The organism is Streptomonospora mangrovi (assembly GCF_027604915.1).
GTDB lineage: Bacteria > Actinomycetota > Actinomycetes > Streptosporangiales > Streptosporangiaceae > Streptomonospora > Streptomonospora mangrovi.
In genome coordinates, this window is record NZ_JAJAQC010000005.1 from 229,800 (window position 1) to 255,762 (window position 25,963).

Sequence of the window (25,963 nt, forward strand, 5' to 3'; positions counted from 1 at the left end):
TACCCACCTCCCCCGCTCCTCCCGCTATCCCTGGAACTCCTCGCACGCGTCCGCCAGGATGTCCAGCACCGCGATGGGGTCCGGCAGGTCGGCCGGGGTGGGGGTGTCGAGCGGGGCGCGGATCCAGGTGATCGGGTTGCCCGACGGCAGGAGCGAGGGGGCCGCAGGCACGTAGCTGTCGCGGCAGTGCCAGCGCAGCCCGGGGGTCTCGGCGACGCTCTCCGGCACGCAGTCCAGATGGCAGGACCACCACTCGTCCTCGTCGGCGGGCGAGCGGGTGGCCACGAAGAACAGGTACCGGCGGGCGTCGACCGCCGCCACCGGCCCGGTGTGCACGCCCGAGCGGCCCATGCGGGCCAGCGCCATCACGCCCGCCGCCGCCGGGACGTCGAAGACGTCGAACACCCGCCCCGTGGGCAGGATGACGTTGGCCTCGGGCGTGGCGGTCCACCAGCGGGTGATCGTGTCGGGGTCGGTGGTGGCCTCCAGGCCCCACGTCGCGGCGACCGGGTGCGCGCCCGGGTCGGGACAGCCGATCCGGTCGCAGCCGCAGGCGCGCCCGTTGGCGCTCAGCGGGCTCGCGCCCCGGCACACCGGCCAGCCCAGGGCCGCGTAGCGCAGGGCCGCGTTGAGCATGCTGTCGTGAGTGCCGCGCCGGCGCTTGCGCCGTTGCAGGACCTCGGCCATGGGTGCCTCCCCGTTCGTCGTGTCGCGGGGGGGGGCGGGGGGGGGGGGGCCCCCCCCCCCCCCGGGGCGCGGGGGGGGGGGCGGGGGGGGGCCGGGGGGGGGCCCCCCCCCGCCCCCCACCGCGAGCCGACGGGGAAGCGGGTGTTCCCCGGTTACCGGAGCAGTCGCGCCGCCTCGGTGGCCCAGTAGGTGAGGATCTGGGCGGCCCCGGCCCTCCGGAAGGAGAGCAGGGTCTCCAAGATGACCCTCTCGCGGTCCAGCCACCCCTTCTCGGCGGCGGCCTCGACCATCGCGTACTCGCCGCTGACCTGGTAGGCCGATACGGGCACGGTGACCGCGTCGGCGACCTTGGCGAGGATGTCCAGGTAGGCCAGGCCCGGTTTGACCATGACCATGTCGGCGCCCTCGGCCAGGTCCAGCTCGACCTCGCGCAGCGCCTCGCGGGCGTTGGCCGGGTCCTGCTGGTAGCCGGAGCGGTCGCCGAACTGCGGGGCGCCCTCGGCGGCCTCGCGGAAGGGGCCGTAGAACGCCGAGGCGTACTTGGCGGCGTAGGCCAGGATCGCCGTCTGGGAGTGCCCGGCCTCGTCCAGGGCCGCGCGGATCGCCGCGACCTGGCCGTCCATCATGCCGCTGGGCGCCACCACGGCCACCCCCGCCTCGGCCTGGGCGCGGGCGATGGAGGCGTAGCGCTCCAGGGTGGCGTCGTTGTCGACCTCGCCCTCGGGGGTGATCAGGCCGCAGTGCCCGTGGGAGGTGTACTCGTCCAGGCACAGGTCGGCCATGAGCACGATGTCGTCGCCGACCTCGGCGGCCAGGTCGCGCAGCGCCACCTGCACGATCCCCTCGGGGTCGTCGGCCGCCGAGCCGCGCTCGTCCTTGGCCGCCGGGATCCCGAACAGGATCAGCCCGCCGACACCGGCCTCGACCGCCTCCACCGCCGCCTTGCGCAGGCTGTCGCGGGTGTGCTGGACGACCCCGGGCATGGAGCCGACCGGGTTGGGCTCGGTGATGCCCTCCTTGACGAAGACCGGCAGGATCAGGTCCTCGGGCCGCAGGCGGGTCTCGGCGACCAGCCGGCGCAGGGCCGGGGTGCGGCGCAGCCGGCGGGGCCGGGCCACGGGGTAACGGGCGCTCATGGGAGTCTCCGGATCAGGCGGTCACATCGGTCGGCGGGCGGTCTGCGGTCGGCCGACCCGCCGCGGGTCGGGTCGGGTGTCACACGGTCTTGCGGCGCCGCCCCCGGCGCTTCTGGCTGGGCTTGAGGGCCGGCTTGCCCGCCGCCACGGCTTCGGCCCGCTGTGCGGCACCGTACTCCGACAGCGCCTGGGCGAGGGCCGAAACCGATGTGGTGGGCGCCACGACGTCCACCCGCAGCCCGAACTCGGCGGCGGTCTTGGCGGTCTCGGGGCCGATCACCGCGATGACGGTGGTGTTGTGCGGCTTGCCGGCGATCCCCACGAGGTTGCGGACGGTGGAGGAGGACGTGAACAGCACGGCGTCGAACCCGCCGCCCTTGATGGCCTCGCGCACCGGCGCGGGCGGCGGCGCGGCCCGCACGGTGCGGTAGGCGGTGACGTCGTCGACCTCCCAGCCGAGGTCGGTGAGGCCCTTGGCGAGGGTCTCGGTGGCGATGTCGGCGCGCGGCAGCAGCACCCGCTCGATGGGGTCCAGTTCGGCGTCGTAGGGCGGCCACACCTCCACCAGCCCGGCACCGGACTGGCGGTCCGGCGGCGGGGTGAGGTCGGGCTGGATGCCGAAGGCGCGCAGCGCGGCGGCGGTCTGCTCGCCGACGGCGGCGACCTTGACCCCGGCGAACGCGCGGGCGTCCAGGCCGTACTCCTCGAACCGCTCCCGGATGGCCTTCACCGCGTTGACCGAGGTGAACGCCACCCACTGGTAGCGGCCGGTGACCAGGCCGCGCACCGCGCGCTCCATCTGCTGGGGCGTGCGCGGGGGCTCCACCGAGATGGTGGGGACCTCCTCGGGCACGGCGCCGTAGCCGCGCAACTGCTCCGACAGGCTGGCCGCCTGCTCCTTGGTGCGCGGCACCAGCACCCGCCAGCCGAACAGCGGCCGGTTCTCAAACCAGGACTGCTCCTTGTCGGCGGTGACGCCCTTGCCCATCAGCAGCATCGCCGGTGAGGTGACGTTGTGGCCCTTGGCGTCGGCGGCCTTGAGGTCGGCGGCCAGCCGGGAGAGGGTCGAGCGCACGGTGGTCTGCTCGGTGGTGGAGCCCATGCGCACCACCGCCACGGGGGTGGTGCCGGGCCGCCCGGCGGCGATCAGCGCCTTGCACAGCCGGTCGAAGCCGGGGCCGCCGCGCGGGGCGCCGTCGTCGGGCAGGTCGGGGAAGAGCACCGCCAGCGACGCGTGCCCCTCGGGGACGCCCTCCGACAGCCGCGCCCAGTCCAGGTCGGGTTCCAGCGCGCTGACCACGCGGACCTCGCCCACGCCCTCGGGCATCAGCGGCACCCCCGCGTAGGCGGGCACGGCGGTCACCGCCGACAGGCCGGGGATGACCTCGTACTCCACCCCGGCGGCGCGGCAGGCGGCGGCGAGTTCGGCGCCCCGGCAGCCCAGCAGCGGGTCGCCGCTGTAGAGGCGCACCACGCGGCGGCCCTCCCGGGCGTGGCCCACGGCCAGGGCGTTGATCTCGGCGCCGCTCTCGGCGGGCTCGATGACCGTGACGTCCTCGCGGCAGTGGCGCAGCAGCCCGGTGCGGTAGGCGGCGAGTTCGGGGCCGGGCTCGCGCAGCGTGATGACCACGTCGGCCTTGGCGAGCGCGTCGGCGCCGCGCAGAGTCAGCAGCTCGGCGTCGCCGGGTCCGGCGCCCACCAGGGCCACGTGGCCGCCGCGGGTCGCGCCGGGCTCCTCCGGCCGCGGCTCCTGGGTCTCACTCTGCGGATTCACTCTGCGCTCCTTGACTGTCGGCTCGGACCCCCGCCCCCGGCCCGGGTGTCCGCGGCACCGCCGCACGGCACCGGCCGGCCGCGCCCGGGTCGGCGGCGCGGTGGCGGCGGACGCCGCGCGCCGCGCGTCCCGGTCCTGCTCCTGGTCCTGCTTGTCTCAATCGCCCTTGCCTCATGCCGTGCCGCTCGCCCGCTACGCCGCTCCCCCCGCGGCGTCGGCGACGATGCGGTCGGCCCCTTCCCCGATCATCTCGCGTGCCAGCTCCCGTCCGAGGGAGGCAGCGGTGTCGACGGGGTCGGTGTCCTGGGTGAGCGCCGCGCTGCGCTCGCGCCGCACGGCCCGGGTGCCGTCGGGCGCCACCACGGCGGCGCGCAGCCGCAGCCGGCCGTCGTGGCACTCGGCGTAGGCGCCGACGGGCGCGGCGCAGCCGGCCTCCAGTTCGGCGAGCACGACGCGCTCGGCGGTGACGGCGGCGCGGGTGGGGCCGTGGTCCACGGCGGTGAGGTAGGCGAGGTCGGCGGCGGCGCGGGCGGCCAGGCACTCCACGGCCAGCGCGCCCTGTCCGGGCGCGGGCAGGACCTGCTCGGCCTCGAACACGTCGGTGACGTCGTCCAGGCGGCCCACCCGGGCCAGCCCGGCGTAAGCCAGGACGACGGCGTCCAGCTCGCCGGAGGTGACCTTGCCCAGGCGGGTCTCGGCGTTGCCGCGGATGGGCACGAACGACAGGTCGGGGCGCAGCGCGGCGAGCTGGGCCACGCGCCGGGGCGAGCCGGTGCCCACGGTGGCGCCGGCGGGCAGGTCGGAGAACTTGCGGCCGTCGCGCGCGCACAGGGCGTCGCGGGGGTCGTCGCGCTCGGTGACGGCGATGAGGGTGAGGCCCGCGGCGGGCGCGGTGGGCAGGTCCTTGAGGGAGTGGACGGCGAAGTCGATGCCGCCCCCGAGGAGTTCGTCGCGCAGGTTGTTGACGAAGACGCCGGTGCCGCCGAGCTGGGTGAGGTGGGCGCGGGTGATGTCGCCGTAGCTGGTGATCAGCTCCAGCTCCACGGGCACGCCGGTGCGCGCGGTGATGGTGTCGGCCACCTGGCGGGACTGCGTGGTGGCCATGGTGCTGCGGCGGGTGCCGAGCCGGGCCGGGGCCGGGGCCATGGTCATTCTCCCTGGTCCGCGCCGCCGGGCGCGGGGTCGATGCGGGTCACGGCGTCGGGCCGGGCGGGGTCGAGGTCGAACAGCTCGCGCAGCGCGGCCTCGTAGGTGTCGCCGTTGGGTCCGGCCGCGAGTTCCTTCACGCGCACGGTGGGCTGGTGCAGCAGCTTGTCGACCACCCGGCGCATGGCGTGGGTGACCTCGCCGCGGGTCTTGTCGTCGAGGTCGGGCAGCCGGCCCTGGAGGCGGGCCAGCTCCGACTCCATCACCATGCGCGCCTTGCTGCGCAGCGCGACCACGGTGGGGGCGACGAGTTCGGCGCGGCGCACGCTCTGGTACTCGGCGACCTCCTCGTCCACGATGCCGCGCGCCAGGGTGATGGCGCCGGCGCGCGCGGTGGAGTCGTCGGCGCCGTGGGCGACGGCCTGGCGCAGGTCCTCGATGTCGACCACGTGCACGCCGGGCAGGTCGCGCACCTCGGGGTCGATGTCGCGGGGCAGGGCGAGGTCGAGGAACACCAGCGGCCGGCCGGCGGGCCGGGGCCGAGCGGCGGCCTGGTCGCGGGTGACCACCACGTCCTGGGCGCCGGTGCAGGAGATCACGAGGTCGGCTTCTGCCAGCGCGGCGGCGACCGTGTCGGGGTCGGCGGGTACGGCGCGGGCGCGCAGCGGCTCATACGCCTCGGTGAGGCATTCGGCGAGGCGTTCGGCGCGCTCGTAGGTGCGGTTGGCCACGGTGACGGCGGCGGCGCCCTGGCGGGCGACGGTGTTGGCGGAGAGCGCGCTCATGGAGCCGGCGCCCAGCACGAGCACCCGCAGCCCGGTGAGGGGCTGGGGCTCGGGCAGCGCGGCGGCGACGTCGGCGGTGGGCTCGGCGGCCCCGGCGACCGAGGCGGTGTCGCCGGCGCCGGTGACCGGGCAGCCGGCCGGTGCCGCCGCGAGGCCGCCGGCGGCGGGGGCGGCGGTGCCGCGCAGCCGCCCGAGGGCCACGCGCAGGCCCAGGCCGACCATGTCGGCGCCGGCGTGGTCGAGGTGGGTCTCGGTGTGGGCGCGCTTGCCCACGCGCAGCGCCCGCTGGCCGAGATCGTTGAGCACCCGGCCCAGGGTTCCGCTCTGCTGGGCGTCCTTGAGGGCGTTGCGGACCTGCCCGAGGATCTGGCCCTCGCCCACCACCATGGAGTCCAGTCCGCAGGTGACGGAGAACAGGTGCTGGACCGCGCGCTCCTCGTAGTGCACGTAGGCGTGCTGGGACAGCTCGCTGAGGGGGACGCCGGTGTGCCAGGACAGCAGCTCGGTGATGGCCGCCACGGCGGGGTGGAACTTGTCGACGTCGGCGTAGACCTCGGTGCGGTTGCACGTGGAGACCATCAGCACCTCGTTGACCGAGGGCGCCGCCGCCATCTCCGACATGACCTTCAGGCGCGTCTGCCCCTCCATGGCGACGCGCTCCAACAGCGCCACGGGCGAACTCCGGTGGCTCAGCCCAACGGCGAGGACACTCATCTGCTCTCCAATGCGGGCGGCGTTCCGCTGCTCCGTACCTGCGAGGTTCCCCGCGCGCGCGGGGGCGCCCCCTCTGTCGTCCGTGCTGCCCCCTGCGCGGCCCCCCTCACGCGGGATCGCCGCCGACCAGGTCGGGGCCCGCGTGGCCGTCCGCCTTCCGCTGCTCGTGGAAGGCCAGGATCTGCAATTCAATGGACAAGTCGACCTTACGCACATCGACGCCCGGAGGCACATTGAGTACCACCGGTGCGAAGTTGAGCACGCTGGTGACGCCGGCCTCCACGAACCGGTCGCACACGTCCTGCGCGGCGGCCGCGGGCGTGGCGATCACGCCGATCGACACGTTCTCCTCGCGCACAACGTCGGCGAGGGTGTCGATATGCCCGACCGCCAGTCCGGCGACCCGGTCGCCCAGCACCGACTCGTCGGCGTCGAGCAGGGCCGCGATGCGGAACCCCCGGGTGCCGAAGCCCCCGTAGTTGGCCAGTGCGCGCCCCAGGTTGCCCACCCCGACGATGGCCACCGACCAGTCCTGGGTGAGACCAAGCTCACGCGAGATCTGGTAGATGAGGTACTCCACGTCGTAGCCCACCCCGCGCGTTCCGTAGGACCCCAGGTGGGAGAGGTCCTTGCGGAGCTTGGCGGAGTTGACCCCGGTGGTCTCGGCCAGGTGCTCCGAGGACACGGTGGGGATCCCGCGCTCGTCCAGCGCCTGGAGGGCGCGCAGGTAGACGGGGAGGCGCGCGACAGTCGCCTCAGGGATACCCCGGTCGCGGGGCCGTGGTGAAGGGGGGGTCACTGGCGTGCGCTCCTGGCGGCGGTCGAGCGGTCGGCTCAGCCACATCGGTGGTCCGGCTCGGCACGGGCGCTCGACGGCCCTGATGTTCGGCTCCCCTGCCCCCGGCCGGTTGGGATTCCGCTCCTCAGATTACGCCCTTGTGAACGCGCGCACAAAGTGGGGTGGCCAACGGTGGACGGCCGGATCGGGCCGCGTCCGCACCCCTTGACACCCCCGGGGCGCGGGGGGGGGGGGGGGCCCCGCGGGCGGGCCCCCCCCCCCCCCCGGGCCGGGGGGGGGGGGCCCCCCCCCGGCCTCGTCCACCCGCCAGAAGTCGTGCTGCTCGCCGTCGACGAACACCACCGGGACCTTGTCCCAGTAGTCGTCGCGCTCCTCGGGTGTGGCGTCGGCGAGGTCGCGCACCTCGCAGGCGGCGCCGACCTCGGCGGTGACCCGCCGCACCACCTCCAGCGCCTCGGCGCACAGGTGGCAGCCCTCCTTGCCGAGCACCGTCACCGTGCGGCCCGCCGCCGGAGCCCGGGTGCCCTTGCGTCCGCCGAACACGGCGGCCCCCTCTCGAATCGTCCCTGTCGTCCATCGTGACGCGCCCGCCCCCGGGCACGGCCCGGCCCCCGTGCGGCGCCGGGTGTGGTCCGCGCCGCACCGCCGTGTGACCGGTCCCGCTGTGACATGGCGCTCGTGCGCTGACGGGCGGGCGCCCGGGGGACGTCAGCCGCCCGCGAAGGGCGGCAGCACCTCGATCACGCTGCCCTCGCGCAACTGCACCTGGTCGTGTGGCCGCGTGCCCACGGGGTACTCGTCCACGAGGAAGGACGAGCGCTCCAGGACCCTGTGCAGCCGGTCGTCGCCGCCGTGCGTGGCCCGCACCTGCGCCAGGGCCTCGGCCAGCGTGTCGCCGGCCACGGGCTCCTCGGCCGTGCCGGCGGCCTCCTTGGCCGCGGCCCAGTAGCGGATGGTTGCCTTCAGCATCGGTTGATTATCCTTGGGGGTCTCGGAGGCGAACACTTCATTATTTCTCCGGCGGGGGCAATGACGCCTTCGACCACAACCGCCTTGCGCGGGGTGACGGGAAGAGACGCATGAGCCACCTGCTGCTGCTGACGAACTCCAACGAACCGTCCGACCACGTCCTACCCGCTCTCGGTCTGCTCCTGCACTCGGTGCGCGTCGCGCCCGCCGAGGCCGGTGCGCTGCTGGCCACGGGTGCCGACCGGTCGTCCAGCATGCCCGTCGACGCCATCCTGGTCGACGCCCGCACCGACCTCGCCACGGTCCGCAACTTCTGCCGCCTGCTCGACACCACGGGCCTGGACTGCCCGCTGCTCGCCGTGCTGACCGAGGGCGGTGTCGCGGCGCTCACCCCCGACTGGCAGATCGACGACTTCCTGCTGACCTCCGCCGGCCCGGCCGAGGTCGAGGCCAGGCTGCGGCTGGCGATCGGCCAGGCCGACTCCGGCGCCGACGACCCCGACGAGATCCGCCGCGGCGACCTCGTGATCGACGAGGCCACCTACATCGCGCGGCTGCGCGGGCGCATCCTCGACCTCACGTTCAAGGAGTTCGAGCTGCTGAAGTTCCTCGCCCAGCACCCGGGCCGGGTCTTCACCCGCGCCCAACTGCTCCAGGAGGTCTGGGGCTACGACTACTTCGGCGGCACCCGCACCATCGACGTCCACGTGCGGCGGCTGCGCGCCAAGCTGGGCAGCGAGTACGAGTCCCTGATCGGCACCGTGCGCAACGTCGGCTACCGGTTCGTGCCCGACCCCGCCACCAAGGCCGCCGACCCCGCCGCCCAGCGCGACTCCGGCGCCGAGGCGCCCGACTCCCCGCACGCCGCGCCGGCCTGACCCGGGCGCCCGGCCGCCCCGAGGCGGGCCGACCTGCCGGGACACCGCCGCCGCCGGGACCGCGGCGTTCACGCGGCCGTCCCCGGCGGGTGTGCGCCGGGTCTCGTTTACGCGGCCGGGATTGTTTAGGATGCGGTAGCGGTGCCGGCGCGCGTGACCGCTCCCCTGCTCAACGTGATCACCCACTCCTCGCGGGCGGCGCCGGACACCATCGCCCCAGCGGCGCCAGACCGAGGAGGCAACGCCATGTCCCGCGGCAAGCGGCTCCCCCCGACCCGCTTCCCCCTGCCCCTGCGCCTGGCCGCCGCGCTGCCTGTCGGGACCCTGTTCGTCGGTTCGGGCCTGGTGGGGTTCGCCCCGCCGGCCGCGGCCGCCTCCGACGCCCCGGTGCTGAACTTCGCGCCCACCTCGGCCACGGTCGACCCCGGCCAGCCCGCCGAGACCCTGCTCACCGTGACCCCCGGCCAAGCCGACCCGCTGACCGAGCGGGTGTGCCTGGGCGACCTCACCGTCGACAACGGGTTCACCGCCGAGGAGCTGACCGAGGCCGAGCCGCTCGCCACCGCCGTGGTCAGCGGCAAGCCCGACCCCAAGGCCACAACCGTCGAGGTCAAAGCCTGGCTGACCTACGCCGTGATCCCCGCCGACCGGGACTGCGCCGACTACACCGGCCCCTACTCCTCCAGCACCCAGACCTTCACGCCGTTCACCGTGACGGTCCGCCAACCCGAGCCCACGCCCACGCCGACCCCCACCACCCCGCCCCCCGACCCGCCGACCTCGTCCTCGCCGCCGCCCTCCAGCCCGCCTCCGTCCCACACCGGGGGCGGCGGCTCCCCGAGCAGCGGCGGCGGCGACCGCGACCCCGACCGCGGCGACCGCGAGGACTCCGGCGGCCGGGGCGGGTCCGGTGACGGCCGCGGCGGCTCCACCGCGCCCCCGCACAGCCCGGTGACCACCCGCGACGACCTCGGCGCCCCCGAGGGCCGGGGCGGCATCGACGACCTGGGCGACCTCGGCGACGGCCCCGCCGACATCCCCGAACTCCCCGACGGCGCGCTGCCCGGCCTGGAGCCGCCCTCCGGCGACGACCCCCTGGCCGACCTGCCCACCGTCGAACCCGGCGACGACGCCTCCGACGGCACCAGCGAGGTCGCCGCGCGCGAGTCCTCGCCCGCCTCGGCGGTCACCCCGGCGGTGCTGCTGCTGTTCCTGCTGCTCCTGCTGCTGTTCTCCACCCCGCTGGCGCCCGCGCGGCGGGTGCGCACCGGCCCCACCGCCTACCGGGGGCGCCGCCGCCGGAAGTGACCCGCGCCCGCACCGACCGCCGCCGCGCCCGGCTCTTCGGCGCGCCCGGCGGCGGTCGGCGGGGCCGCACCACCGCCGTCTAGGCTCAGAGACCATGAGCCACGTCCGCATCACCGACACCCTGGAGCCCGCCGAGACCCGGGCCGTGCTCGACCTCGCCGAGGCCGCCCGCGCCCGCGACGGCGTGGCCCCGCTGTCGGAGCAGACCCTGCTGCGGGTGCGCCACGGCGCGCCCGCCGGCACCGCCCGCTTCCACCTGGCCGCCGGCCCCGACTCCCGGCTCGCCGGCTTCGCCTACGCCGAACGCGCCCCGGGCGCGCCCGACTCCGCCGAACTCGTGGTGGCGCCGGAGCGGCGGCGGGCCGGGCTGGGCACGGCGCTGCTGGCATCGCTGCGCGCCGACGCCGCCGCCGAGGGCGTGCGGGTGTGGGCGCACGGCCGCCTGGAGGCGGCCGTGGCGCTGGCCCGCTCGGCGGGCTGGACCCAGGCGCGGGGGCTGCTGAAGATGCGGCTGCGGCTGCGCGGGGGCGACCCCGCCTCGGCGCTGGGCGAGGCGGTGCTGCCCCAGCCGGTGCTCTCCGACGCCGTGGCCCGCGACCTGGTGGTGCGGCCGTTCCGGCCGGGCGCCGACGACGAGGCGTGGGTGGCGGCCAACGCCGAGGCGTTCGCCGAGCACCCCGAGCAGGGCGCGCTGACAGTGGCCGACCTGCGCCAGCGCACGGCCGAGGACTGGTTCGACCCCGAGGGGTTCTTCGTGGCCGAGGAGACCGCCACGGGCGCGGTGGCGGGGTTCCACTGGACCAAGGTGCACGCCGACGGCGCCGGGCTGGCCGACGAACCGGTGGGCGAGGTCTACGTGGTGGGCGTGCGCCCGGCCTGGCGGCGCACCGGGCTGGGGCGGGCGCTGACCCTCATCGGGCTGCGCCATCTGCGCGACCGGGGGCTGCCCTGGGTGCTGCTGTACGTGGACGAGGAGAACCGGGGCGCGGTGCGGCTGTATGAGTCGCTGGGGTTCTCGGTGTGGGACGCCGATGTGATGTACGCCGCACCGTAAGCGGAGCGCGACCGGTCCCACCGCCGCGACCTGGGGTTTCGGTTGGGTCACGACACGGAGCGTGATCTCGCGCCGATCGCGGGTGACCCACCCAGGTGGCGCACGGCGTGTCGGCGTGATATTGCCGTGACCTGGACGTGGTTAACCCCACAGTCATCGAAGAGCTTACTTTTCTTCTCGCAGCCTCGTACCGTCGTTCACTCCACGTTCACCCTGCTTGGGAGAACTCGTCACTTCTCGTCCCTACCTTCACATTTGGCGAGGTCATCGACCGGGCTCGCCCAAAGGTGACGAAGTCCAAAGGAAGGACGTCGGGGCTGTGAAGCTCTCCAAGTACAGCCAGTTCGCGGGGATCGCCCTCGTCGGCACGCTCGCTCTCTCCGCCTGCGGTAGCGACAACGCGACCGGCAACGGCAACGGGGACGGCTCCGCTGCCCCCCAGGCCGGCGACGTCGAGTGCGTCGAAGGCGGCGGCACCCTCTCCGGTGCGGGCGCCAGCTCGCAGGAGAACGCCATGGCGGCCTGGAAGGCCGTCTGGGAAGGCGCCTGCGAGGGCTCCGTCGTCGAGTACGACGCCGTGGGCTCGGGCGCCGGGCGCTCCCAGTTCATCGAGGGCGGGGTCGCCTTCGCGGGCTCCGACGCCGCGCTGGACGAGGCCGAGACCGAGGACGCCACCGAGCGCTGCAACGGCGCCGAGGTCGTCAACCTCCCGGCCTACATCGCCCCGATCGCCGTCGCCTTCAACCTGGAGGGCGTCGACAGCCTGAACCTCACCCCCGAGGTCATCGCGGACATCTTCAACCAGGAGATCACCAACTGGAACGATGACGCGATCGCCGAGGCCAACCCCGACGCCGACCTCCCCGACCAGGAGATCGTCCCGGTGAACCGGTCCGACGAGTCCGGCACCACCGAGAACTTCGTCGCCTACCTCGCCGAGGCGGCCCCCGACAACTGGCCGCACGAGGTCAGCGGCAACTGGCCGATCGACCCGGTCGAGGCCGCCCAGGGCTCCTCCGGCGTGGTGAACGCCATCGAGGGCGGCGAGGGCACCATCGGCTACGTCGACGCCTCGCACGTGGGCGAGCTGGGCACCGTCGCCGTGGGCGTGGGTGAGGAGTTCGTCGAGTACAGCCCCGAGGCCGCGGCCGCCATCGTGGACGCCTCGCAGCCCCGCGAGGAGAACACCGAGAACGACCACGCGATCGACCTCGACTACACCACCGAGGAGGCCGGCGTCTACCCGATCGTCCTGGTCTCCTACCACGTCGCCTGCATGGAGTACGAGGAGCAGGCCGACGCCGACCTGGTCAAGAGCTTCCTGAGCTACGTGATCAGCGAGGAGGGCCAGCAGGCCGCCGCCGACGAGGCCGGCGCCGCCCCGCTGAGCCAGGAGACCCGCGACGCCCTGACCGGCACCATCGAGCAGATCTCCGCGGCCTCCTGATCGAGCTGATCACCGGGTTGCTGATGTCGTCCGCTGAGGCGGGGCGCGCACCGCGAGGTGCGGGCCCCGCCGTCGGCGGTTTTCGCATGTCTGGGCCGGTGGCCGGGGTCAGAACCGCTCCGCCCGCCCACCAGAATGTGATCGGCGCGCCACACCGCGCCACCCACGGCCGCATGGGCCGCGTGGGCCGCATGGTCCTGGCGCGTGCGGCAGGCCCCACGTCGCCCGGCGGCGAACCATGACCGAAATCGACCGGAGTCTCACATGACCACCACGGACTCGTCTGCGACGGCCCGCATACCCAAGGGCAAGCGTCGGCTGGGCGATGTCGTCTTCGCCGGCTCTGCCCGAGGAGCGGGCATCCTGATCCTGCTGATCCTGGCCGGCGTCGCCACCTTCCTGCTCATCCAGTCGGTGCCCTCGCTGATGGCCAACACCGGCAACTTCCTCACCTCCACCGAGTGGGACCCCAACACCAATGAGGAGCCCCGGTTCGGTGTCGCGGCGCTGATCTTCGGCACCGTGCTCGCCGCGCTCATCGCGCTGGTCCTGGCCACGCCCGTCGCCATCGGGATCGCGCTGTTCATCGTCTACTACGCCCCGCGCCGCCTGGCCGCGATCCTGGGCTACGTGGTGGACCTGCTCGCCGCCATCCCCAGCGTCGTCTACGGCCTGTGGGGCGTCGTCTACCTGGTGGGCGAACTGCGGCCCTTCTACGGGATGCTGGAGACCTACCTGGGCTGGATCCCGCTGTTCGCCGGCCCGGTCTCCTCCACCGGCCGCACGATGCTCAGCGCCGGCCTGGTCCTGGCGGTCATGATCCTGCCGATCATCACCGCGATGTCGCGCGACGTGTTCCAGCAGGTGCCGCAGGCCAACCGCGAGGCCGCGCTGGCGCTGGGCGCCACCCGCTGGGAGATGATCCGCATGGCCGTGCTGCCGTTCGGCCGCCCCGGTGTCATCGGCGGCGCCATGCTGGGCATGGGCCGCGCCCTCGGCGAGACCATGGCGGTGGCCATGATCCTCTCGCCCTCGCTGGTGATCTCGCCGTTCCTGCTCCAGAGCGGCAACCAGACCATCGCCGCCCACATCGCGCTGGAGTACCCGGAGGCCAGCGGGTTCGGCGTCTCCGCGCTGATCGCCGCGGGCCTCGTCCTCTTCGCTATCACCCTGGCCGTCAACATGGGTGCGCGCTTCGTCGTCTCGCGGCGCAAGGAGTTTGTGTGATGACCACCGCCACTGAGAACACCGCCACCGGCGCCGCGGGCGACGGACCGCCGCTGCGGACGGCGTCGATGCACACCCGGACCCTGCCGGGCTGGTTCCCGCCGGTGCTGCTGGTGGCCTGCGCCGCCGTGGTCTCGGGCGCCCTGTTCGCCCTGGGGTCCTTCCACCCGGCCTCGGCGACCGTGCTGACCGCCCTGGTCTACCTGATCGCGATCGTCGTGGCCTCGGCCGTGGTGGAGAACGGCCGCAAGGCCACCGACCGGCTGGTGACCGGCATCGTCTACTGCTGCTTCGTGCTGGCCATGGTGCCGCTGGTCTCCCTGCTGACGACCGTGGTCGTCAACGGCGTGCGCCGGTTCGACCTGTACTTCCTGTCGGTCTCCATGAACGGGGTCATCCCGAGCATGGACGCCGGCGGCGTCTACCACGCCATCGTCGGCACGCTGGTGATCACCGGCATCGCCACCGCGATCTCGGTGCCGGTGGGCCTGCTCACCGCCATCTACGTCGTGGAGTACGGCCGGGGCCGCCTCAAGGCCGCCATCACGTTCTTCGTGGACGTCATGACCGGCATCCCCTCGATCGTGGCCGGCCTGTTCGTCGTGGCGCTGTGGATCATGATCTTCGGCCCCGGCCAGACCAACGGCCTGGCGGGCGCGATCTCGCTGTCGGTGCTGATGATCCCGGTCGTGGTGCGCTCCAGCGAGGAGATGCTGCGCCTGGTGCCGGCCGACCTGCGCGAGGCCAGCTACGCGCTGGGCGTGCCCAAGTGGCTCACCATCGTCAAGGTCGTGCTGCCCACGGCGGTGGCCGGTCTGACCACGGGAATCATGCTCGCCCTCGCCCGCGTTATCGGGGAGACGGCTCCGCTGATCCTCACGGCGGGGACGTCCTCGACCCGCATCAACGCCAACCCGGCCGAAGGCCAGATGATGAGCCTTCCGGTGTTCATCTACCAGCAGGTCCGCGCCATGGGGTCCTCCGGCGACGCCGGCGTGTTCTCCGAGGAGCGCGCGTGGGCGGCGGCGCTGACGCTGATCCTGGTCGTGATGCTGCTGTTCCTCGCCGCCCGACTGGTGTCGCGCTTCTTCTCGCCCAAGCTGGGCCGCTGACACCGCCCGCACGACCACACCACTCCCAACCAGAGGTATTCCGAGGACATCCAGTGGCCAAGCGAATCGACGTCTCCGACCTCAACGTCTATTACGGCAAGTTCCACGCGGTCGAGAACGTGAACATGACCATCGAGCCCCGCTCGGTGACCGCCTTCATCGGCTCCTCCGGCTGCGGCAAGACGACCTTCCTGCGCACCCTGAACCGCATGCACGAGGTCACCCCGGGCGCCAGCGTCACCGGCAAGGTGATGCTGGACGACATCGACATCTACGACCCCTCCGTCGACCCCGTGGCGGTGCGCCGCGAGATCGGGATGGTCTTCCAGCGCGCCAACCCCTTCCCCACGATGTCGATCTACGACAACGTGCTGGCCGGCGCCAAGCTGAACAACCAGCGCATCAGCAAGCGCCGCGCCGACGAGATCGTGGAGCGCTCGCTGCGCGACGCCAACCTGTGGGACGAGGTCAAGAACCGGCTGAACAAGCCGGGCGCGGGCCTGTCCGGCGGGCAGCAGCAGCGGCTGTGCATCGCGCGGGCCACCGCCGTGGAGCCGGCGGTCCTGCTGATGGACGAGCCCTGCTCGGCGCTGGACCCCATCTCCACGCTGGCGATCGAGGACCTGATCTCCAAGCTCAAGGAGAACTACACGATCGTCATCGTGACCCACAACATGCAGCAGGCGGCCCGCGTCAGCGACCGCACGGCCTTCTTCAACGTCGAGGACACCGGCAAGCCGGGCAAGCTCATCGAGATCGGCGACACCAACAAGATCTTCACCAAGCCCGACAAGAAGGAGACCGAGAACTACATCACCGGCCGGTTCGGCTGATCCGCCGGGAGGACCCCGCTTGATCGGCGGGGGCGGGCGCGGCCCGCCCCCGCCCGTTTGCGTCGGGAGGCCGGCCGCCGCCCGCGCGGGGCGGCGGCAGGGGCGGTGCGGCGGGGGCGGGCGGGGCGGGACCCGCTCAGCCCGGCAGGGCCAGGTCGAGCAGGTAGAACGCGGCCGCGGCGATGAGCGCGGCGCCGGGCAGGGTGGCCAGCCACACCGCGACGATGTTGCCGGCCACGCCCCAGCGCACCGCCGACAGGCGCCGGGTGGCGCCCACGCCCACGATCGCCGAGGTGATCATGTGGGTGTTGGAGATCGGCACCTGCCAGATGAACGAGGTGGCATACGACACCACGGCCACGGTGCTCTCGGCGGCGAACCCCTTGGGCGGGTCCAGCTCGATCACCCGCCGGCCCAGGGTGCGCATGATCCGCCAGCCGCCCGTGAGCGTGCCCAGGGCCATCGCGGCGGCCGCCGCGCACACCACCCACAGCGGGACGTCGTAGCCGCCGCCGCTGTGGGCGCTGTGGGCGCCCACAGCGATCAGCGCCAGCACCACCACGCCCATGGTCTTCTGCGCGTCCTGGAGGCCGTGGCCCAGCGCCATGGCGGCGGCCGACACGCTCTGGGCGATCTTGAACTTCCGGTTGGTGCGGCGCACGCTGGCCGAGCGGAACGTCCACAGGATCGCCAGCATCACCGCGTAGCCCAAAAACCCGCCGATGAGCGGGGAGAGCACCATCGGCAGCGCGAAGTCGGTGGCCACGCCCGACCAGCGCACACTGGTGGCCGAGGCCAGGGCCGCGCCGAGCATCCCCCCGATCAGGGCGTGGGAGGACGACGACGGCATGCCCATGTACCAGGTGGCGATGTTCCACACCACCGCGCCGACCAGCGCGGCCATCAGCACGGTGAGCCCGCCGGTGCCCTGGGGCTGGACGATGATGTCGCGGCTGATGGTGCGGGCGACCCCCTCGCCCAGGAAGGCGCCGATCACGTTCATGCACGCGGCCATGATCACCGCCGCGCGCGGCCCCAGTGCCCGGGTCGAGACGGCGGTGGCCAGGGAGTTGGGTGCGTCGTGGAAGCCGTTGGTGTAGGCGAACACCAGGGCGGCGAGGACGACGGCGGCCAGGTAGGCGGTTTCGAGGGGCATGTCGAAGGGCACAGGGCGGGGCCTAGGGAGTCGGCGCGGTCAGGATTCCTTGACCGCGATGCTCTCGACCGTGTTGGCGACGTGCTCGAACGCGTCGGCCGCGGTCTCCAACTCCTCGATCACGTCTTTGAGCTTGAGCACGGTCAGGGCGTCGTACTCCCCGCTGAACAGGTTGGCGAGGAGGCGGCGGTAGATCTGGTCCGCCTGGTTCTCCAGTTGGTTGATCTCGATCCAGTACCGGGTGAGGTCCTTCATGGACCGCAGCCGGGGCATGGCCTCGGCGGTGAGTTCGGCCGCCCGCTCCAGCACCTCGATCTGGTCGATGATGCCCTTGGGCAGCCGCTCCAGCCCGTAGAGCCCGATCAGGTCGACCGCGGCCTCCATGGAGTCCATGACGTCGTCCAGGCAGGAGGCCAGCCGGTAGATGTCCTCTCGGTCGAAGGGGGTCACGAAGCTCTCGTTGAGCCTCCGCATGATGGCGTGCGTTCGCTCGTCGCCGGCGTGCTCGCAGGCGCGCATCTTCTCACCGATGGCATCCCGGTCGGCGCCGTCGCTGATCAGCTCGACCAGCAGGCGCGCGGCGATGACAAGGTTGTTCGCGGAGTCGGCGAACATCTCGAAGTAGCTGTCATCACGCGGAGTCAGGCGCAGACGCACATCTATCTCCCGAAGTGCGGGGATCGTCCTCAATCAGGGATGGTATTGGCACTAATCGGGCAAAAGGGTCACTCCGCTGCTGCGGGCGCGCCCGCGCGGCACCCCCGTGCCGCGACCCAGGGGCGGTTTAACACCGTGTTCACTTGAGGTACACCATCGGCCGCAAACACCGACGTAGTGGAGCATTCATCTTATCCACCCCGGATTAACGGGCCGCATGGCGCCGACGACGCCCCCGGCCCCCGGCGCGGCGGGCCGCAAGACGCGCGAACAGGACGCGAATCACAGTAGAACACATGCCCTACCTGCCACCACGACGGCAGCGTCACCGTGGAGGAACGATCTGTTCACGTCCCGGTCTCTGCGTTTTCCCTCGATCGCCAGTTTCCCCGCAGGAGGGGGGAACGGCAAGTCGCGCCACGGCCCGCCGCGCCGCGCACCCCGCCCGTCCGGCCGCGTGGCCGCGGCCCTGCCCGGCCCCGCCGCGCTCCGCACGCTTCCCGGGCTCCCCTGGCTCCCCGGCCCGTGCCGCGCTCCGGCGACACCGCGCACGCCCCCCGCGCGCCCTCACTATGCTCGGCGGCATGCCGGCCAAGCCCACCGCCGCCCAGCGCCGCCGCGCCGCCCTGCGCGCCGCGCTCGACAGCCAGCTCGCCGCCCTGGGCCTGCCGCCCTACGCCGGCCCCGACCGGCCCTCCCTCGTCCTCAGCGCCTGCGCCGACGCCGTGCTGCGCGCCCGCGCGGCCGGCCGCGAGCCCGAGCGCGCCGCCGTGCGGGCGGCCGTGCGCGGCACCCTGGCCGAACTCGCCGAGCGCGCCCCCGGCCACAGCCTGGAGGTGCGGGTGCCGCCCTACGGCGCCGTCCAGGTGGTGGAGGGCCCCCGGCACACGCGCGGCACTCCGCCCGGGGTGGTCGAGACCGACCCGCTGACGTGGCTGGCGCTGGCTGTGGGCGAGACCACGTGGAGCGCCCAGGCCGCCGCGGGAACCCTGTCGGCAAGCGGGGTGCGGGCCGATCTGTCCTGGCTGCTGCCGCTGTGGCCGCCCACCTCGCACCCCGCTGGACCCGGTCCCGATGATCAGGCACTAAGCTGAAAGCGTGTCGCATCCCGACGGCCGGCTCACCATGGAAACCGACCCGCACGACCGCGCACCGCAGGACGCCTGCGGGGTCTTCGGGGTCTGGGCGCCCGGCGAAGAAGTCAGCAAGCTCACCTATTTCGGCCTCTACGCTCTCCAGCACCGCGGCCAGGAGTCCGCGGGCATCGCGCTGAGCGACGGCGAGCGGATCGTCGTCTACAAGGACATGGGCCTGGTCTCCCAGGTCTTCAACGAGGCCACCCTCGACTCCCTGCGCGGGCACCTGGCGATCGGCCACTGCCGCTACTCCACCACCGGCTCGCCGGTGTGGGAGAACGCGCAGCCGACCTTCTACACCGCGCGCGACGGCGGCCTCGCGCTGGGCCACAACGGCAACCTCATCAACACCCCCGAACTCGCCGCCATGCTGCCCAACGAGCGGCGCGGCGCCACCACCGACACCGAGGTCCTGACCGGCCTGCTCGCCCACAACCCCGACCGCAGCACCGAGGAAGCCGCCCTGGAGCTGCTGCCGCAGGTCAAGGGCGCCTTCTCGCTGGTCTTCATGGACGAGCACACCCTGTACGCCGCCCGCGACCCCCAGGGCATCCGCCCGCTGGTGCTGGGCCGGCTGGAGGGCGGCTGGGCGGTGGCCAGCGAGACCGCGGCCCTCGACATCGTCGGCGCGGTCTTCGACCGCGAGATCGAGCCCGGCGAGATGATCACGGTCGACCACCGCGGGGTCCGCTCCATGCGGTTCGCCGCCGCCGCGCCCAAGGGCTGCCTGTTCGAGTACGTCTACCTGGCGCGCCCCGACACCACCATCGCCGGGCGCAGCGTCAACTCCGCGCGTGTGGAGGTCGGCCGCCGCCTGGCCCGCCAGCACCCCGCCGACGCCGACCTGGTCATCCCCGTGCCCGAGTCCGGCACCCCGGCCGCCGTGGGCTACGCCGACGGCAGCGGGATCCCCTTCGCCCAGGGCCTGGTGAAGAACTCCTACGTCGGGCGCACTTTCATCCAGCCCAGCCAGACCCTGCGCCAACTGGGCATCCGGCTTAAGCTGAACCCGCTGCGCGAGGTGATCGCCGGCAAGCGCCTGGTGGTCGTGGACGACTCCATCGTGCGCGGCAACACCCAGCGCGCGCTGGTGCGCATGCTGCGCGACGCCGGCGCCGCAGAGGTCCACGTGCGCATCTCCAGCCCGCCGGTGATGTGGCCCTGCTACTACGGCGTCGACTTCGCGACCAAGTCCGAACTGGTGGCGGGCAACCTCTCCACCGAGGAGATCCGCGACTCCATCGGCGCCGACTCCCTGGCCTACATCGCCCTGGACGAACTGGTCGAGGCCACCCGGGTCCCCAAGGACCGGCTGTGCCGCGCCTGCTTCGACGGCGAGTACCCCATCGAGGTCGATGAGGACTCCCGGGGCAAGTACCTGCTGGAGAAGTCCTGCGGCACCCCCGGCGTGGCCGACGAGCCCTCGCTGGCCGCCCGCCGCTGATCCGCCGCCCGGCCGCCCCGCGCGGCGCCCCCCGCTGTACGCGCCCACGGGCGTGCCCGGCCGGGGCCGCCCGGGGCGGTGCCCGGCGGCGGCCCCGCGACCGTCCGACGACAGCCCGATGACAGCCTGATGAGAGCCCGACGACAGAGATGAGGAATCGCGTGGCAGAGGGTGCCACCCCGCCGGCCTACGCCGCCGCCGGTGTCGACATCGCCGCCGGCGACCGCGCCGTGGAGCTGATGAAGGCGCACGTGGCGCGCACCCGGCGGCCCGAGCAGGTCGCCGACGCCAGCGGGTTCGCCGGGCTGTTCCGGCTCGACACCGCCCGGTACCGCGCGCCGCTGCTGGCCACCTCCACCGACGGCGTGGGCACCAAGGTGCTGCTGGCCCAGCGCTTCGACCGGCACGACACCATCGGCGTCGACCTGGTCGGCATGGTCGTGGACGACCTCGTGGTCTGCGGCGCCGAGCCGCTGTTCATGACCGACTACATCGCCTGCGGCAAGGTGGTGCCCGAGCGCATCGCCGAGATCGTGTCGGGCATCGCCGAGGGCTGCCACCAGGCCGGGTGCACCCTCATCGGCGGCGAGACCGCCGAGCACCCCGGCGCCATGCGGCCCGACGAGTACGACCTGGCCGGCGCCGGCACGGGCGTGGTCGAGGAGGACGCGGTCCTGGGGCCGCAGCGGGTCCGCGAGGGCGACGCCGTGATCGCCATGGCGTCCTCGGGCCTGCACTCCAACGGGTACTCGCTGGTGCGCCGGGTGATCGACGAGGCCGGGCTGCGGCTGGACTCCCACGTCGCCGAGTTCGGCGCGGCGCTGGGCGAGGAGCTGCTGACCCCCACCCGGGTCTACGCCAAGGACTGCCTGGCGCTGGCCGCCGAGGTCGAGGTGCACGCGTTCGCCCACATCACCGGCGGCGGGCTCGCCGCCAACCTGGCGCGGTCGCTGCCCGGCCACCTCGACGCCGCGCTGGACCGGGCGAGCTGGACCCCGCCGGCGGTGTTCGCCTTCCTGGCGGAGCTGGGCAAGGTCGGGCGCGCGGACATGGAGGCCACGTTCAACATGGGCGTGGGCATGGCGGCGGTGGTGCCCGAGGACCAGGCCGAGCGCGCGGTGGCGCTGCTGGCCGAGCGCGGCCTGCCGGCCTGGCGGCTGGGCGAGGTGCGCGCCGGAAGCGGGCGGGCCGTCCTGGCGGGCGAGCACTCCTGAGCCGAGCCGTGTGCGGATACACACATAGCCGGTTCGCGCCACGGCCGTGGCGCGAACCGGCTATGTGTGTATGCAGGTGTGCGTGTCAGCGGACATCAGCGGACTCGGCAGACCCGGTGATGCGGATTGGTGCTGCTGCCGGCGGACCGACGCGACGGGTCAGCGGAGGCTGTCCGAACGATCTGAGTCGCCCTCAGTCGGGTCGTCGCGGCTGTACTCGTCGGCTAGATCCGCATAACGGTCGACCAGGTCGTCGTAAGGGTCTTCGTAGGGCTGGTCCGGCGCGTGCGCCGGTGCCCCACCTTCCTCAGCGACACCCAGCTCTGCCCGCAGCCGCTCAAGGTCGGTACCGCCGGAGTTGTACTTCAGCCTCCGAGCGACCTTCTGCTGCTTGGCCTTGGCTCGGCCGCGCCCCATTGGCTCGACCCCCTCAACGATTGGGTTTGGACAAACCCCAGATCACTAGAAAACCGCAATGCCGGGCTGACGGCCGTCACCGCACTGACGACAGGCGCCAGCTTACGTACGGATACAACCGTACCCGGTTTGGATCCGAACTGCCTACGCCGCCCATGCCTAACGGGTCGCGGTGCACGGGGGTGGGGCGGATCGGCTCCGGCTCGGGCGTGTCTGGGCAATCCGGCACCGCGCACGGCCGCGCGCCCCGGTGTGTCGGGACGCCGCCGAGCCCCGCGGCCGGGGTCGTTCGCACCGGTCAACGGACCGGTGCCTCCTAGCGTTCCCGCCGTCGCGGTGTTCAATCGGCCGTCGCGCGGCCGGTCCGGGCCGCCGCCGCGCCCCGTCGGTGATCACGGCCGCGCCCCGGGGGCACCGGCCCGGGAGATGTGTGCCACGATTCCTGCGTGCCGCGCTACCCCGTCCTGCCGTACACGGCCTACCTCCGCGTCTACCAGCCGATCACCGCGTTCTCCCCGCGCGAGCGGGCCTACTGGCGGTCCTACGCGGTGTCGGCGCGGCGGCCCCGGCGCAGCGGGGCGGTGGCGGCCGAGCACGCCGAGAGCCTGCGCCGGCTGGTGGCCTCGCCGCCGGTGCCGGCGCCCGAGTGCGAGAGCGGCGACGCCTACGTGCGGCGCATGGGCGGCGAGACCTACATCTGCCCCTGGCAGACCCGGCTCCGGTCCTGGCTGGGACTGCGGGAGTTCCGGGCCGAAACCCCGGCCCGCCTCAGCGCGGCGTTCCTGCCCGAGGCGGTGGCCGCCGACGCCGAGGAGCGCTTCCGCGCCTGGCGCGAGCGCGGTGAGCCGCTGCGCACCCTGATCCGGACCAGCACGTGGACGGTCCCGCTGTCGTGGTTCGCGCCGTTCGACGCCTCGGAGCGCTGCCTGGTGCTGGGCGGTCCGGGCGAGGGCGGTGACCCGGGCCGTGCCTGCCACCCCGCCGGCGGCACGGGTCCGGCGCCGCGCACCCTGCTCTACGTGGCGCGCGTGGCCGACGCGCGGCGGCGGCTGGAGCGGGCGGTGCGCGTGCTGCGCGAGCACGTCGGGGAGTGCGCGGCGCTGGCGGCGGCCGAGCGGCTGGAGGACTGGCTGCTGGGCACGGCCCATCCCCAAGGGCTGCTGGAGCTGGACTACGCGGGGCTGGTGCACCTGCTCGGCGACGACGACCTGCGCCAGGACGAGTCGGTGGCCGAGGTGGGGGCGGCGATCACCGGGTTGCAGACCGGGGAGCATGAGCTGGCGGCGGCGATGTACCACCGGGTGAGCCGGCGCTGGAAACTGGTCCAGGCGCTGCGGAACGCCAACTGAGGGTCACGCCCCCACCAGCGAGAACGCGAGACAAGTTCACGTTCCGCGCCCGTCGCGCCACGCCGGGCGACAACCTGGCCGCCAGGTTTCTCACTCCGCGCGACGGAATTCTCGCGCTCTGACAGGCGGATATGTCCGGACGAGACACGCAGACCGCATCAGGATTCTCGAAATTGGGCATACCAGCCCATAGAGTTCAGTATGTTCGGCATAGACTGTGTTCGACCGGTCACCCAGTGCACTCTGCGCAACCGGACACCCGTGGCGCGCCGCCCCCGCGGCGGGCACAGGTGCACGGCCAGGCGGAGTCGGCGGGTGTCCGCGCCGCGCCCATGGAAGTCGTAAAACCCCAGGCCAGAGCTGGTTGGCGGCCCTCGACCACGCCCGCCGACCGAATTTCAGTCCGGTCGCCCGTAGCACTTCGGGCGCGCCGGATCGAGAAAAACAGGGCCGGAGAACGAAGTTTTGACCGAATACGCCACATGCCACTAAACGTGTCGCTAGAATCACTCAGCGTGACGCGCACCATGGGCGGCTTTGCGACCTCCCATCCGACAAAGTCGCGTTAAGTGGTCGCGTAATCACCTCGGGTGATGCCAATATAGACCTACAAGGGCAATATTGGACATCCGGGCCAAGTGCCAGGATAAGGCTCAGGATCGGCACACAGATCCAGGAGGAGAGGCCGTACACATGTCAACTCGCACGCCCGAGGCGGAGCCCCTGTTGACCCCTGCCGAGGTCGCCACCATGTTCCGCGTGGACCCCAAGACCGTCACGCGCTGGGCGAAAGCGGGCAAGCTGACCTCGATTCGGACCCTGGGTGGCCACCGCCGCTACCGCGAGACCGAGGTCCGTGCTCTGCTGAGTGGTATCCCCAACCAGCGCTCGGAGTGATCCCTCCCGGCATGTGCCGCTTCCGGGGGGATCGACCGGGGAGTGCAGACCTCCCCGTTCGGTGAGGGCGGGCCGCCCAGCAGGTGGCCCGCCCTCCGTCGTCGCCCGGCCCGCCCCGGTCCGCCCCGCTCCCGGTCGGCCCCCGGCTGCTCCAGCCGCCCCGCCCCGGCCCGCTCCAGCCCGCTCCGGCCGCCCTCGGCGCCGCGCCCGTTTCGGCCCGGCCGCACCCCCGTCCCGTGTCGCCCCAGGCGGCCCTGAACCGCTGCTCAGCGCCCCTGCGGCACACCGCGCGCCCTGGGCACCGCCCCCGCCGCCCCGCGCCCGCCTGCCGCCGTGTCAGGCTCGCGAACTTTGCCGCCCGGCGCGCGGTATCGGTATGTTCGCGATGGCGCCCGGCGGCCGGCCCGCCGCGGCCCCGCCGCACGCCGCGGCCCCGCCGGGCGGCGGGTGCGAGGGGGGAGGGAGCCCGCATGGCCAATACCGCCAACACAGCCAACACAGCCAACACCGCCGACGTCGGCGCGGGACCCGCCGGCCTCCAGGACGTCCGCGAGACCAACCTTGGCCTGGTCCTGCGCGCGGTGCGCGCCCTGGCCCCCTGCTCGCGCGCCGCCGTGGCCGCCGCCACCGGCCTGACCAAGACCACGGTCTCCAGCCTGGTCGCCGACCTGATCTCGCGCGGCCTGCTGCGCGAGACCGGGGAGTCCGCCGAGCGCCGGGTCGGCCGCCCCGGGGTCATGCTCGCGCTGGACCACCGCACCATCGCCGCCATCGGCGTGGAGGTCAACGTCGACTACCTCGCGGTGGTCGCCGTCGACCTGCTCGAACGCGACCTGGTCACCCGGCACCTGCCCTTCGACGCCCGCGCGGCCGGCCCCGACGCCTGCGCCCGGCGCATCGCCGAGGCGGTGCGCTCGGTGGCCGCCGACCCCGCGCTGCGCGACCGCGCCGTCATCGGGGTCGGCGTGGGGGTCCCCGGCCTGGTCGACTCCCCCACCGGCACCGTCACCCGCGCGCCCAACCTCGGCTGGGCCCACACCCCGCTGCGCGCCCGGCTGACGGAACTGCTGGCCGGGCCGCCCGACGCGGCGTCCGGGGGTGCGGCCGCGCCGCCGGTGCTGGTGGACAACGACGCCAACCTCGGCGCGGTCGCCGAGTACCGCAGCGGCCACCGCGCGCGCACCCGCGACCTCGTCTACCTCACCGGCGAGGTCGGGATCGGCGCGGGCGTGCTGGTCGGCGGCGAACTGCTGCGCGGGTCCTCGGGGTTCGCCGGCGAGATCGGGCACACCCGCATGGTCGAGGACGGCCCGGCGTGCGGCTGCGGGCGGCGCGGCTGCCTGGAGGCGCTGGCCGGCGTCGAGGCGGTCCTGCGCGCGGCCCTGCCCGACCGGTTCCCCGGCGGCGCGCTGACCCGCGCCGACCTGGCCGACCTGGTGTCGGCCGCCGTCGAGCGCGCCGAGGCCGGCGACCCCGTCGCCGTGGCCGCGCTGCGCCGCGCGGGCGGCTGGCTGGGGCGCGGCGCCGCCCTGCTGGTCAACCTGCTCAACCCGGGCGCGGTGGTGCTCGGCGGCTACTTCGTGCCGCTGGCCCCCTGGCTGCTGCCCGCGTGCCGGGCGGCGGTGCGCGACCTGGCGTTCGCCCCCGACGCGGCCGGCTGCGTGGTCGAGCCCTCGGTGCTGGGGCTGAGCGCGGCGGCGCGCGGCGGCGCCATGGCCATGGTCGACGCGCTGGAGGGCGGGCGGCTGCCGCTGCCCGCGCCGCGCGCGGCGGTGCCGGCCGCCGGAGGCTGAAGGTCCGCGCGGGCGCGGCCGCACCGCGCCC

23 protein-coding genes and 1 pseudogene are annotated in these 25,963 nt (G+C 73.7%); 13 read left to right on the forward strand and 11 right to left on the reverse strand.

Translation table 11 applies throughout. The features are described from left to right. Positions 1–24: 24 nt before the first annotated feature. The 8 genes and pseudogenes from LG943_RS05070 to LG943_RS05105 all read right to left on the reverse strand — a co-directional run bounded on the left by LG943_RS05070 (position 25) and on the right by LG943_RS05105 (position 8,010). Positions 25–687, reverse strand: coding sequence for a bifunctional DNA primase/polymerase (locus tag LG943_RS05070; RefSeq protein WP_270070988.1), 663 nt, complete (start codon positions 685–687; stop codon positions 25–27). A 152-nt stretch (positions 688–839) separates the two neighbouring features. Then, a complete protein-coding gene (gene hemB / locus LG943_RS05075; protein WP_270070989.1) occupies positions 840–1,823 on the reverse strand; it encodes a porphobilinogen synthase in 984 nt (327 codons plus the stop codon). Between the two features lie 79 nt (positions 1,824–1,902). After that, the gene (locus tag LG943_RS05080) at positions 1,903–3,597 is read right to left on the reverse strand and encodes a bifunctional uroporphyrinogen-III C-methyltransferase/uroporphyrinogen-III synthase (protein ID WP_270070990.1); all 1,695 of its coding nucleotides are present in this window, start codon (positions 3,595–3,597) and stop codon (positions 1,903–1,905) included. Between the two features lie 192 nt (positions 3,598–3,789). Next, positions 3,790–4,743 carry a hydroxymethylbilane synthase gene (gene hemC / locus LG943_RS05085; RefSeq protein ID WP_270070991.1) on the reverse strand — a complete coding sequence of 318 codons (954 nt, stop codon included), beginning with the start codon at positions 4,741–4,743 and terminating at the stop codon, positions 3,790–3,792. A gap of 2 nt (positions 4,744–4,745) precedes the next feature. After that, a complete protein-coding gene (locus LG943_RS05090; protein ID WP_270070992.1) occupies positions 4,746–6,242 on the reverse strand; it encodes a glutamyl-tRNA reductase in 1,497 nt (498 codons plus the stop codon). Between the two features lie 106 nt (positions 6,243–6,348). Then, positions 6,349–7,041 carry a redox-sensing transcriptional repressor Rex gene (locus tag LG943_RS05095; RefSeq protein ID WP_270070993.1) on the reverse strand — a complete coding sequence of 231 codons (693 nt, stop codon included), beginning with the start codon at positions 7,039–7,041 and terminating at the stop codon, positions 6,349–6,351. Between the two features lie 294 nt (positions 7,042–7,335). Then, a pseudogene (locus tag LG943_RS05100) lies at positions 7,336–7,536 on the reverse strand (glutaredoxin family protein); the annotation flags it as partial. Positions 7,537–7,749: 213 nt separating this feature from the next. Beyond that, on the reverse strand, positions 7,750–8,010 hold the full coding sequence (locus LG943_RS05105) for a MoaD/ThiS family protein (protein WP_270070994.1): 261 nt from the start codon (positions 8,008–8,010) through the stop codon (positions 7,750–7,752). A 110-nt stretch (positions 8,011–8,120) separates the two neighbouring features. On the opposite strand from LG943_RS05105, the gene LG943_RS05110 reads away from it, so the two are divergent. From LG943_RS05110 to pstB, 7 genes are all read left to right on the forward strand, one after another. Beyond that, complete coding sequence (locus LG943_RS05110) at positions 8,121–8,888, forward strand: winged helix-turn-helix transcriptional regulator (protein ID WP_270070995.1); 768 nt, start codon at positions 8,121–8,123, stop codon at positions 8,886–8,888. Between the two features lie 246 nt (positions 8,889–9,134). Next, a complete protein-coding gene (locus LG943_RS05115) occupies positions 9,135–10,196 on the forward strand; it encodes a hypothetical protein (protein WP_270070996.1) in 1,062 nt (353 codons plus the stop codon). Between the two features lie 94 nt (positions 10,197–10,290). After that, positions 10,291–11,250 (forward strand): mycothiol synthase, encoded by a 960-nt coding sequence (gene mshD, locus LG943_RS05120; protein ID WP_270070997.1) that lies wholly within the window; start codon positions 10,291–10,293, stop codon positions 11,248–11,250. Positions 11,251–11,569: 319 nt separating this feature from the next. After that, the gene (gene pstS / locus LG943_RS05125) at positions 11,570–12,697 is read left to right on the forward strand and encodes a phosphate ABC transporter substrate-binding protein PstS (RefSeq protein ID WP_270070998.1); all 1,128 of its coding nucleotides are present in this window, start codon (positions 11,570–11,572) and stop codon (positions 12,695–12,697) included. Positions 12,698–12,961: 264 nt separating this feature from the next. Next, on the forward strand, positions 12,962–13,924 hold the full coding sequence (gene pstC / locus LG943_RS05130; protein WP_270070999.1) for a phosphate ABC transporter permease subunit PstC: 963 nt from the start codon (positions 12,962–12,964) through the stop codon (positions 13,922–13,924). Next, entirely contained in the window at positions 13,924–15,036 is a 1,113-nt protein-coding gene (pstA, locus tag LG943_RS05135) for a phosphate ABC transporter permease PstA (RefSeq protein WP_270071000.1), read from the forward strand. The genes pstC and pstA overlap by 1 nt, the downstream gene beginning before the upstream one ends. 53 nt (positions 15,037–15,089) lie before the next feature. Then, on the forward strand, positions 15,090–15,869 hold the full coding sequence (gene pstB / locus LG943_RS05140; RefSeq protein WP_179767946.1) for a phosphate ABC transporter ATP-binding protein PstB: 780 nt from the start codon (positions 15,090–15,092) through the stop codon (positions 15,867–15,869). Between the two features lie 136 nt (positions 15,870–16,005). Here pstB and LG943_RS05145 read toward each other — a convergent pair whose 3' ends face one another. Next, complete coding sequence (locus tag LG943_RS05145) at positions 16,006–17,025, reverse strand: inorganic phosphate transporter (protein ID WP_270071001.1); 1,020 nt, start codon at positions 17,023–17,025, stop codon at positions 16,006–16,008. Between the two features lie 39 nt (positions 17,026–17,064). Next, the gene (locus tag LG943_RS05150) at positions 17,065–17,682 is read right to left on the reverse strand and encodes a DUF47 domain-containing protein (RefSeq protein ID WP_179767948.1); all 618 of its coding nucleotides are present in this window, start codon (positions 17,680–17,682) and stop codon (positions 17,065–17,067) included. 584 nt (positions 17,683–18,266) lie between these two features. Here LG943_RS05150 and LG943_RS05155 point away from each other — a divergent pair. The 3 genes from LG943_RS05155 (at position 18,267) to purM (ending at position 21,476) form a co-directional block, all read left to right on the forward strand. Continuing rightward, the gene (locus LG943_RS05155; RefSeq protein ID WP_270071002.1) at positions 18,267–18,776 is read left to right on the forward strand and encodes a sterol carrier family protein; all 510 of its coding nucleotides are present in this window, start codon (positions 18,267–18,269) and stop codon (positions 18,774–18,776) included. A gap of 31 nt (positions 18,777–18,807) precedes the next feature. Continuing rightward, positions 18,808–20,262, forward strand: a complete 1,455-nt coding sequence (gene purF / locus LG943_RS05160; RefSeq protein WP_270071024.1) for an amidophosphoribosyltransferase — start codon at positions 18,808–18,810, stop codon at positions 20,260–20,262. Between the two features lie 149 nt (positions 20,263–20,411). Further along, positions 20,412–21,476: a phosphoribosylformylglycinamidine cyclo-ligase gene (gene purM / locus LG943_RS05165; RefSeq protein WP_270071003.1), complete on the forward strand. Its 1,065-nt coding sequence runs from the start codon at positions 20,412–20,414 to the stop codon at positions 21,474–21,476. Positions 21,477–21,635: 159 nt separating this feature from the next. Here the strand turns inward: purM and LG943_RS05170 are convergent, their stop codons facing one another. Continuing rightward, complete coding sequence (locus LG943_RS05170; RefSeq protein WP_270071004.1) at positions 21,636–21,893, reverse strand: DUF3073 domain-containing protein; 258 nt, start codon at positions 21,891–21,893, stop codon at positions 21,636–21,638. Between the two features lie 446 nt (positions 21,894–22,339). Here LG943_RS05170 and LG943_RS05175 point away from each other — a divergent pair, with 446 nt between their 5' ends. The 3 genes from LG943_RS05175 to LG943_RS05185 all read left to right on the forward strand — a co-directional run bounded on the left by LG943_RS05175 (position 22,340) and on the right by LG943_RS05185 (position 25,932). Then, positions 22,340–23,242: a hypothetical protein gene (locus tag LG943_RS05175; protein ID WP_270071005.1), complete on the forward strand. Its 903-nt coding sequence runs from the start codon at positions 22,340–22,342 to the stop codon at positions 23,240–23,242. 693 nt (positions 23,243–23,935) lie between these two features. Then, positions 23,936–24,139, forward strand: a complete 204-nt coding sequence (bldC, locus tag LG943_RS05180; RefSeq protein WP_179767954.1) for a developmental transcriptional regulator BldC — start codon at positions 23,936–23,938, stop codon at positions 24,137–24,139. Positions 24,140–24,609: 470 nt separating this feature from the next. Beyond that, positions 24,610–25,932 carry an ROK family transcriptional regulator gene (locus LG943_RS05185; protein WP_270071006.1) on the forward strand — a complete coding sequence of 441 codons (1,323 nt, stop codon included), beginning with the start codon at positions 24,610–24,612 and terminating at the stop codon, positions 25,930–25,932. Positions 25,933–25,963 lie beyond the last annotated feature (31 nt).

Excerpts from the sequence above, each read along its gene's own strand:
- hemC (WP_270070991.1), bottom strand. The coding sequence starts at position 4,743 with ATGGCCCCGGCCCCGGCCCGGCTCGGCACCCGCCGCAGCACCATGGCC.
- pstC (WP_270070999.1), top strand. The coding sequence starts at position 12,962 with ATGACCACCACGGACTCGTCTGCGACGGCCCGCATACCCAAGGGCAAG.
- hemB (WP_270070989.1), bottom strand. The coding sequence starts at position 1,823 with ATGAGCGCCCGTTACCCCGTGGCCCGGCCCCGCCGGCTGCGCCGCACC.
- LG943_RS05110 (WP_270070995.1), top strand. The coding sequence starts at position 8,121 with ATGAGCCACCTGCTGCTGCTGACGAACTCCAACGAACCGTCCGACCAC.
- LG943_RS05155 (WP_270071002.1), top strand. The coding sequence starts at position 18,267 with ATGCCGGCCAAGCCCACCGCCGCCCAGCGCCGCCGCGCCGCCCTGCGC.
- mshD (WP_270070997.1), top strand. The coding sequence starts at position 10,291 with ATGAGCCACGTCCGCATCACCGACACCCTGGAGCCCGCCGAGACCCGG.
- purM (WP_270071003.1), top strand. The coding sequence starts at position 20,412 with ATGAGGAATCGCGTGGCAGAGGGTGCCACCCCGCCGGCCTACGCCGCC.
- LG943_RS05105 (WP_270070994.1), bottom strand. The coding sequence starts at position 8,010 with ATGCTGAAGGCAACCATCCGCTACTGGGCCGCGGCCAAGGAGGCCGCC.
- LG943_RS05145 (WP_270071001.1), bottom strand. The coding sequence starts at position 17,025 with ATGCCCCTCGAAACCGCCTACCTGGCCGCCGTCGTCCTCGCCGCCCTG.
- LG943_RS05090 (WP_270070992.1), bottom strand. The coding sequence starts at position 6,242 with ATGAGTGTCCTCGCCGTTGGGCTGAGCCACCGGAGTTCGCCCGTGGCG.
- bldC (WP_179767954.1), top strand. The coding sequence starts at position 23,936 with ATGTCAACTCGCACGCCCGAGGCGGAGCCCCTGTTGACCCCTGCCGAG.
- LG943_RS05185 (WP_270071006.1), top strand. The coding sequence starts at position 24,610 with ATGGCCAATACCGCCAACACAGCCAACACAGCCAACACCGCCGACGTC.
- LG943_RS05170 (WP_270071004.1), bottom strand. The coding sequence starts at position 21,893 with ATGGGGCGCGGCCGAGCCAAGGCCAAGCAGCAGAAGGTCGCTCGGAGG.
- purF (WP_270071024.1), top strand. The coding sequence starts at position 18,808 with ATGGAAACCGACCCGCACGACCGCGCACCGCAGGACGCCTGCGGGGTC.
- LG943_RS05070 (WP_270070988.1), bottom strand. The coding sequence starts at position 687 with ATGGCCGAGGTCCTGCAACGGCGCAAGCGCCGGCGCGGCACTCACGAC.
- pstA (WP_270071000.1), top strand. The coding sequence starts at position 13,924 with ATGACCACCGCCACTGAGAACACCGCCACCGGCGCCGCGGGCGACGGA.
- LG943_RS05115 (WP_270070996.1), top strand. The coding sequence starts at position 9,135 with ATGTCCCGCGGCAAGCGGCTCCCCCCGACCCGCTTCCCCCTGCCCCTG.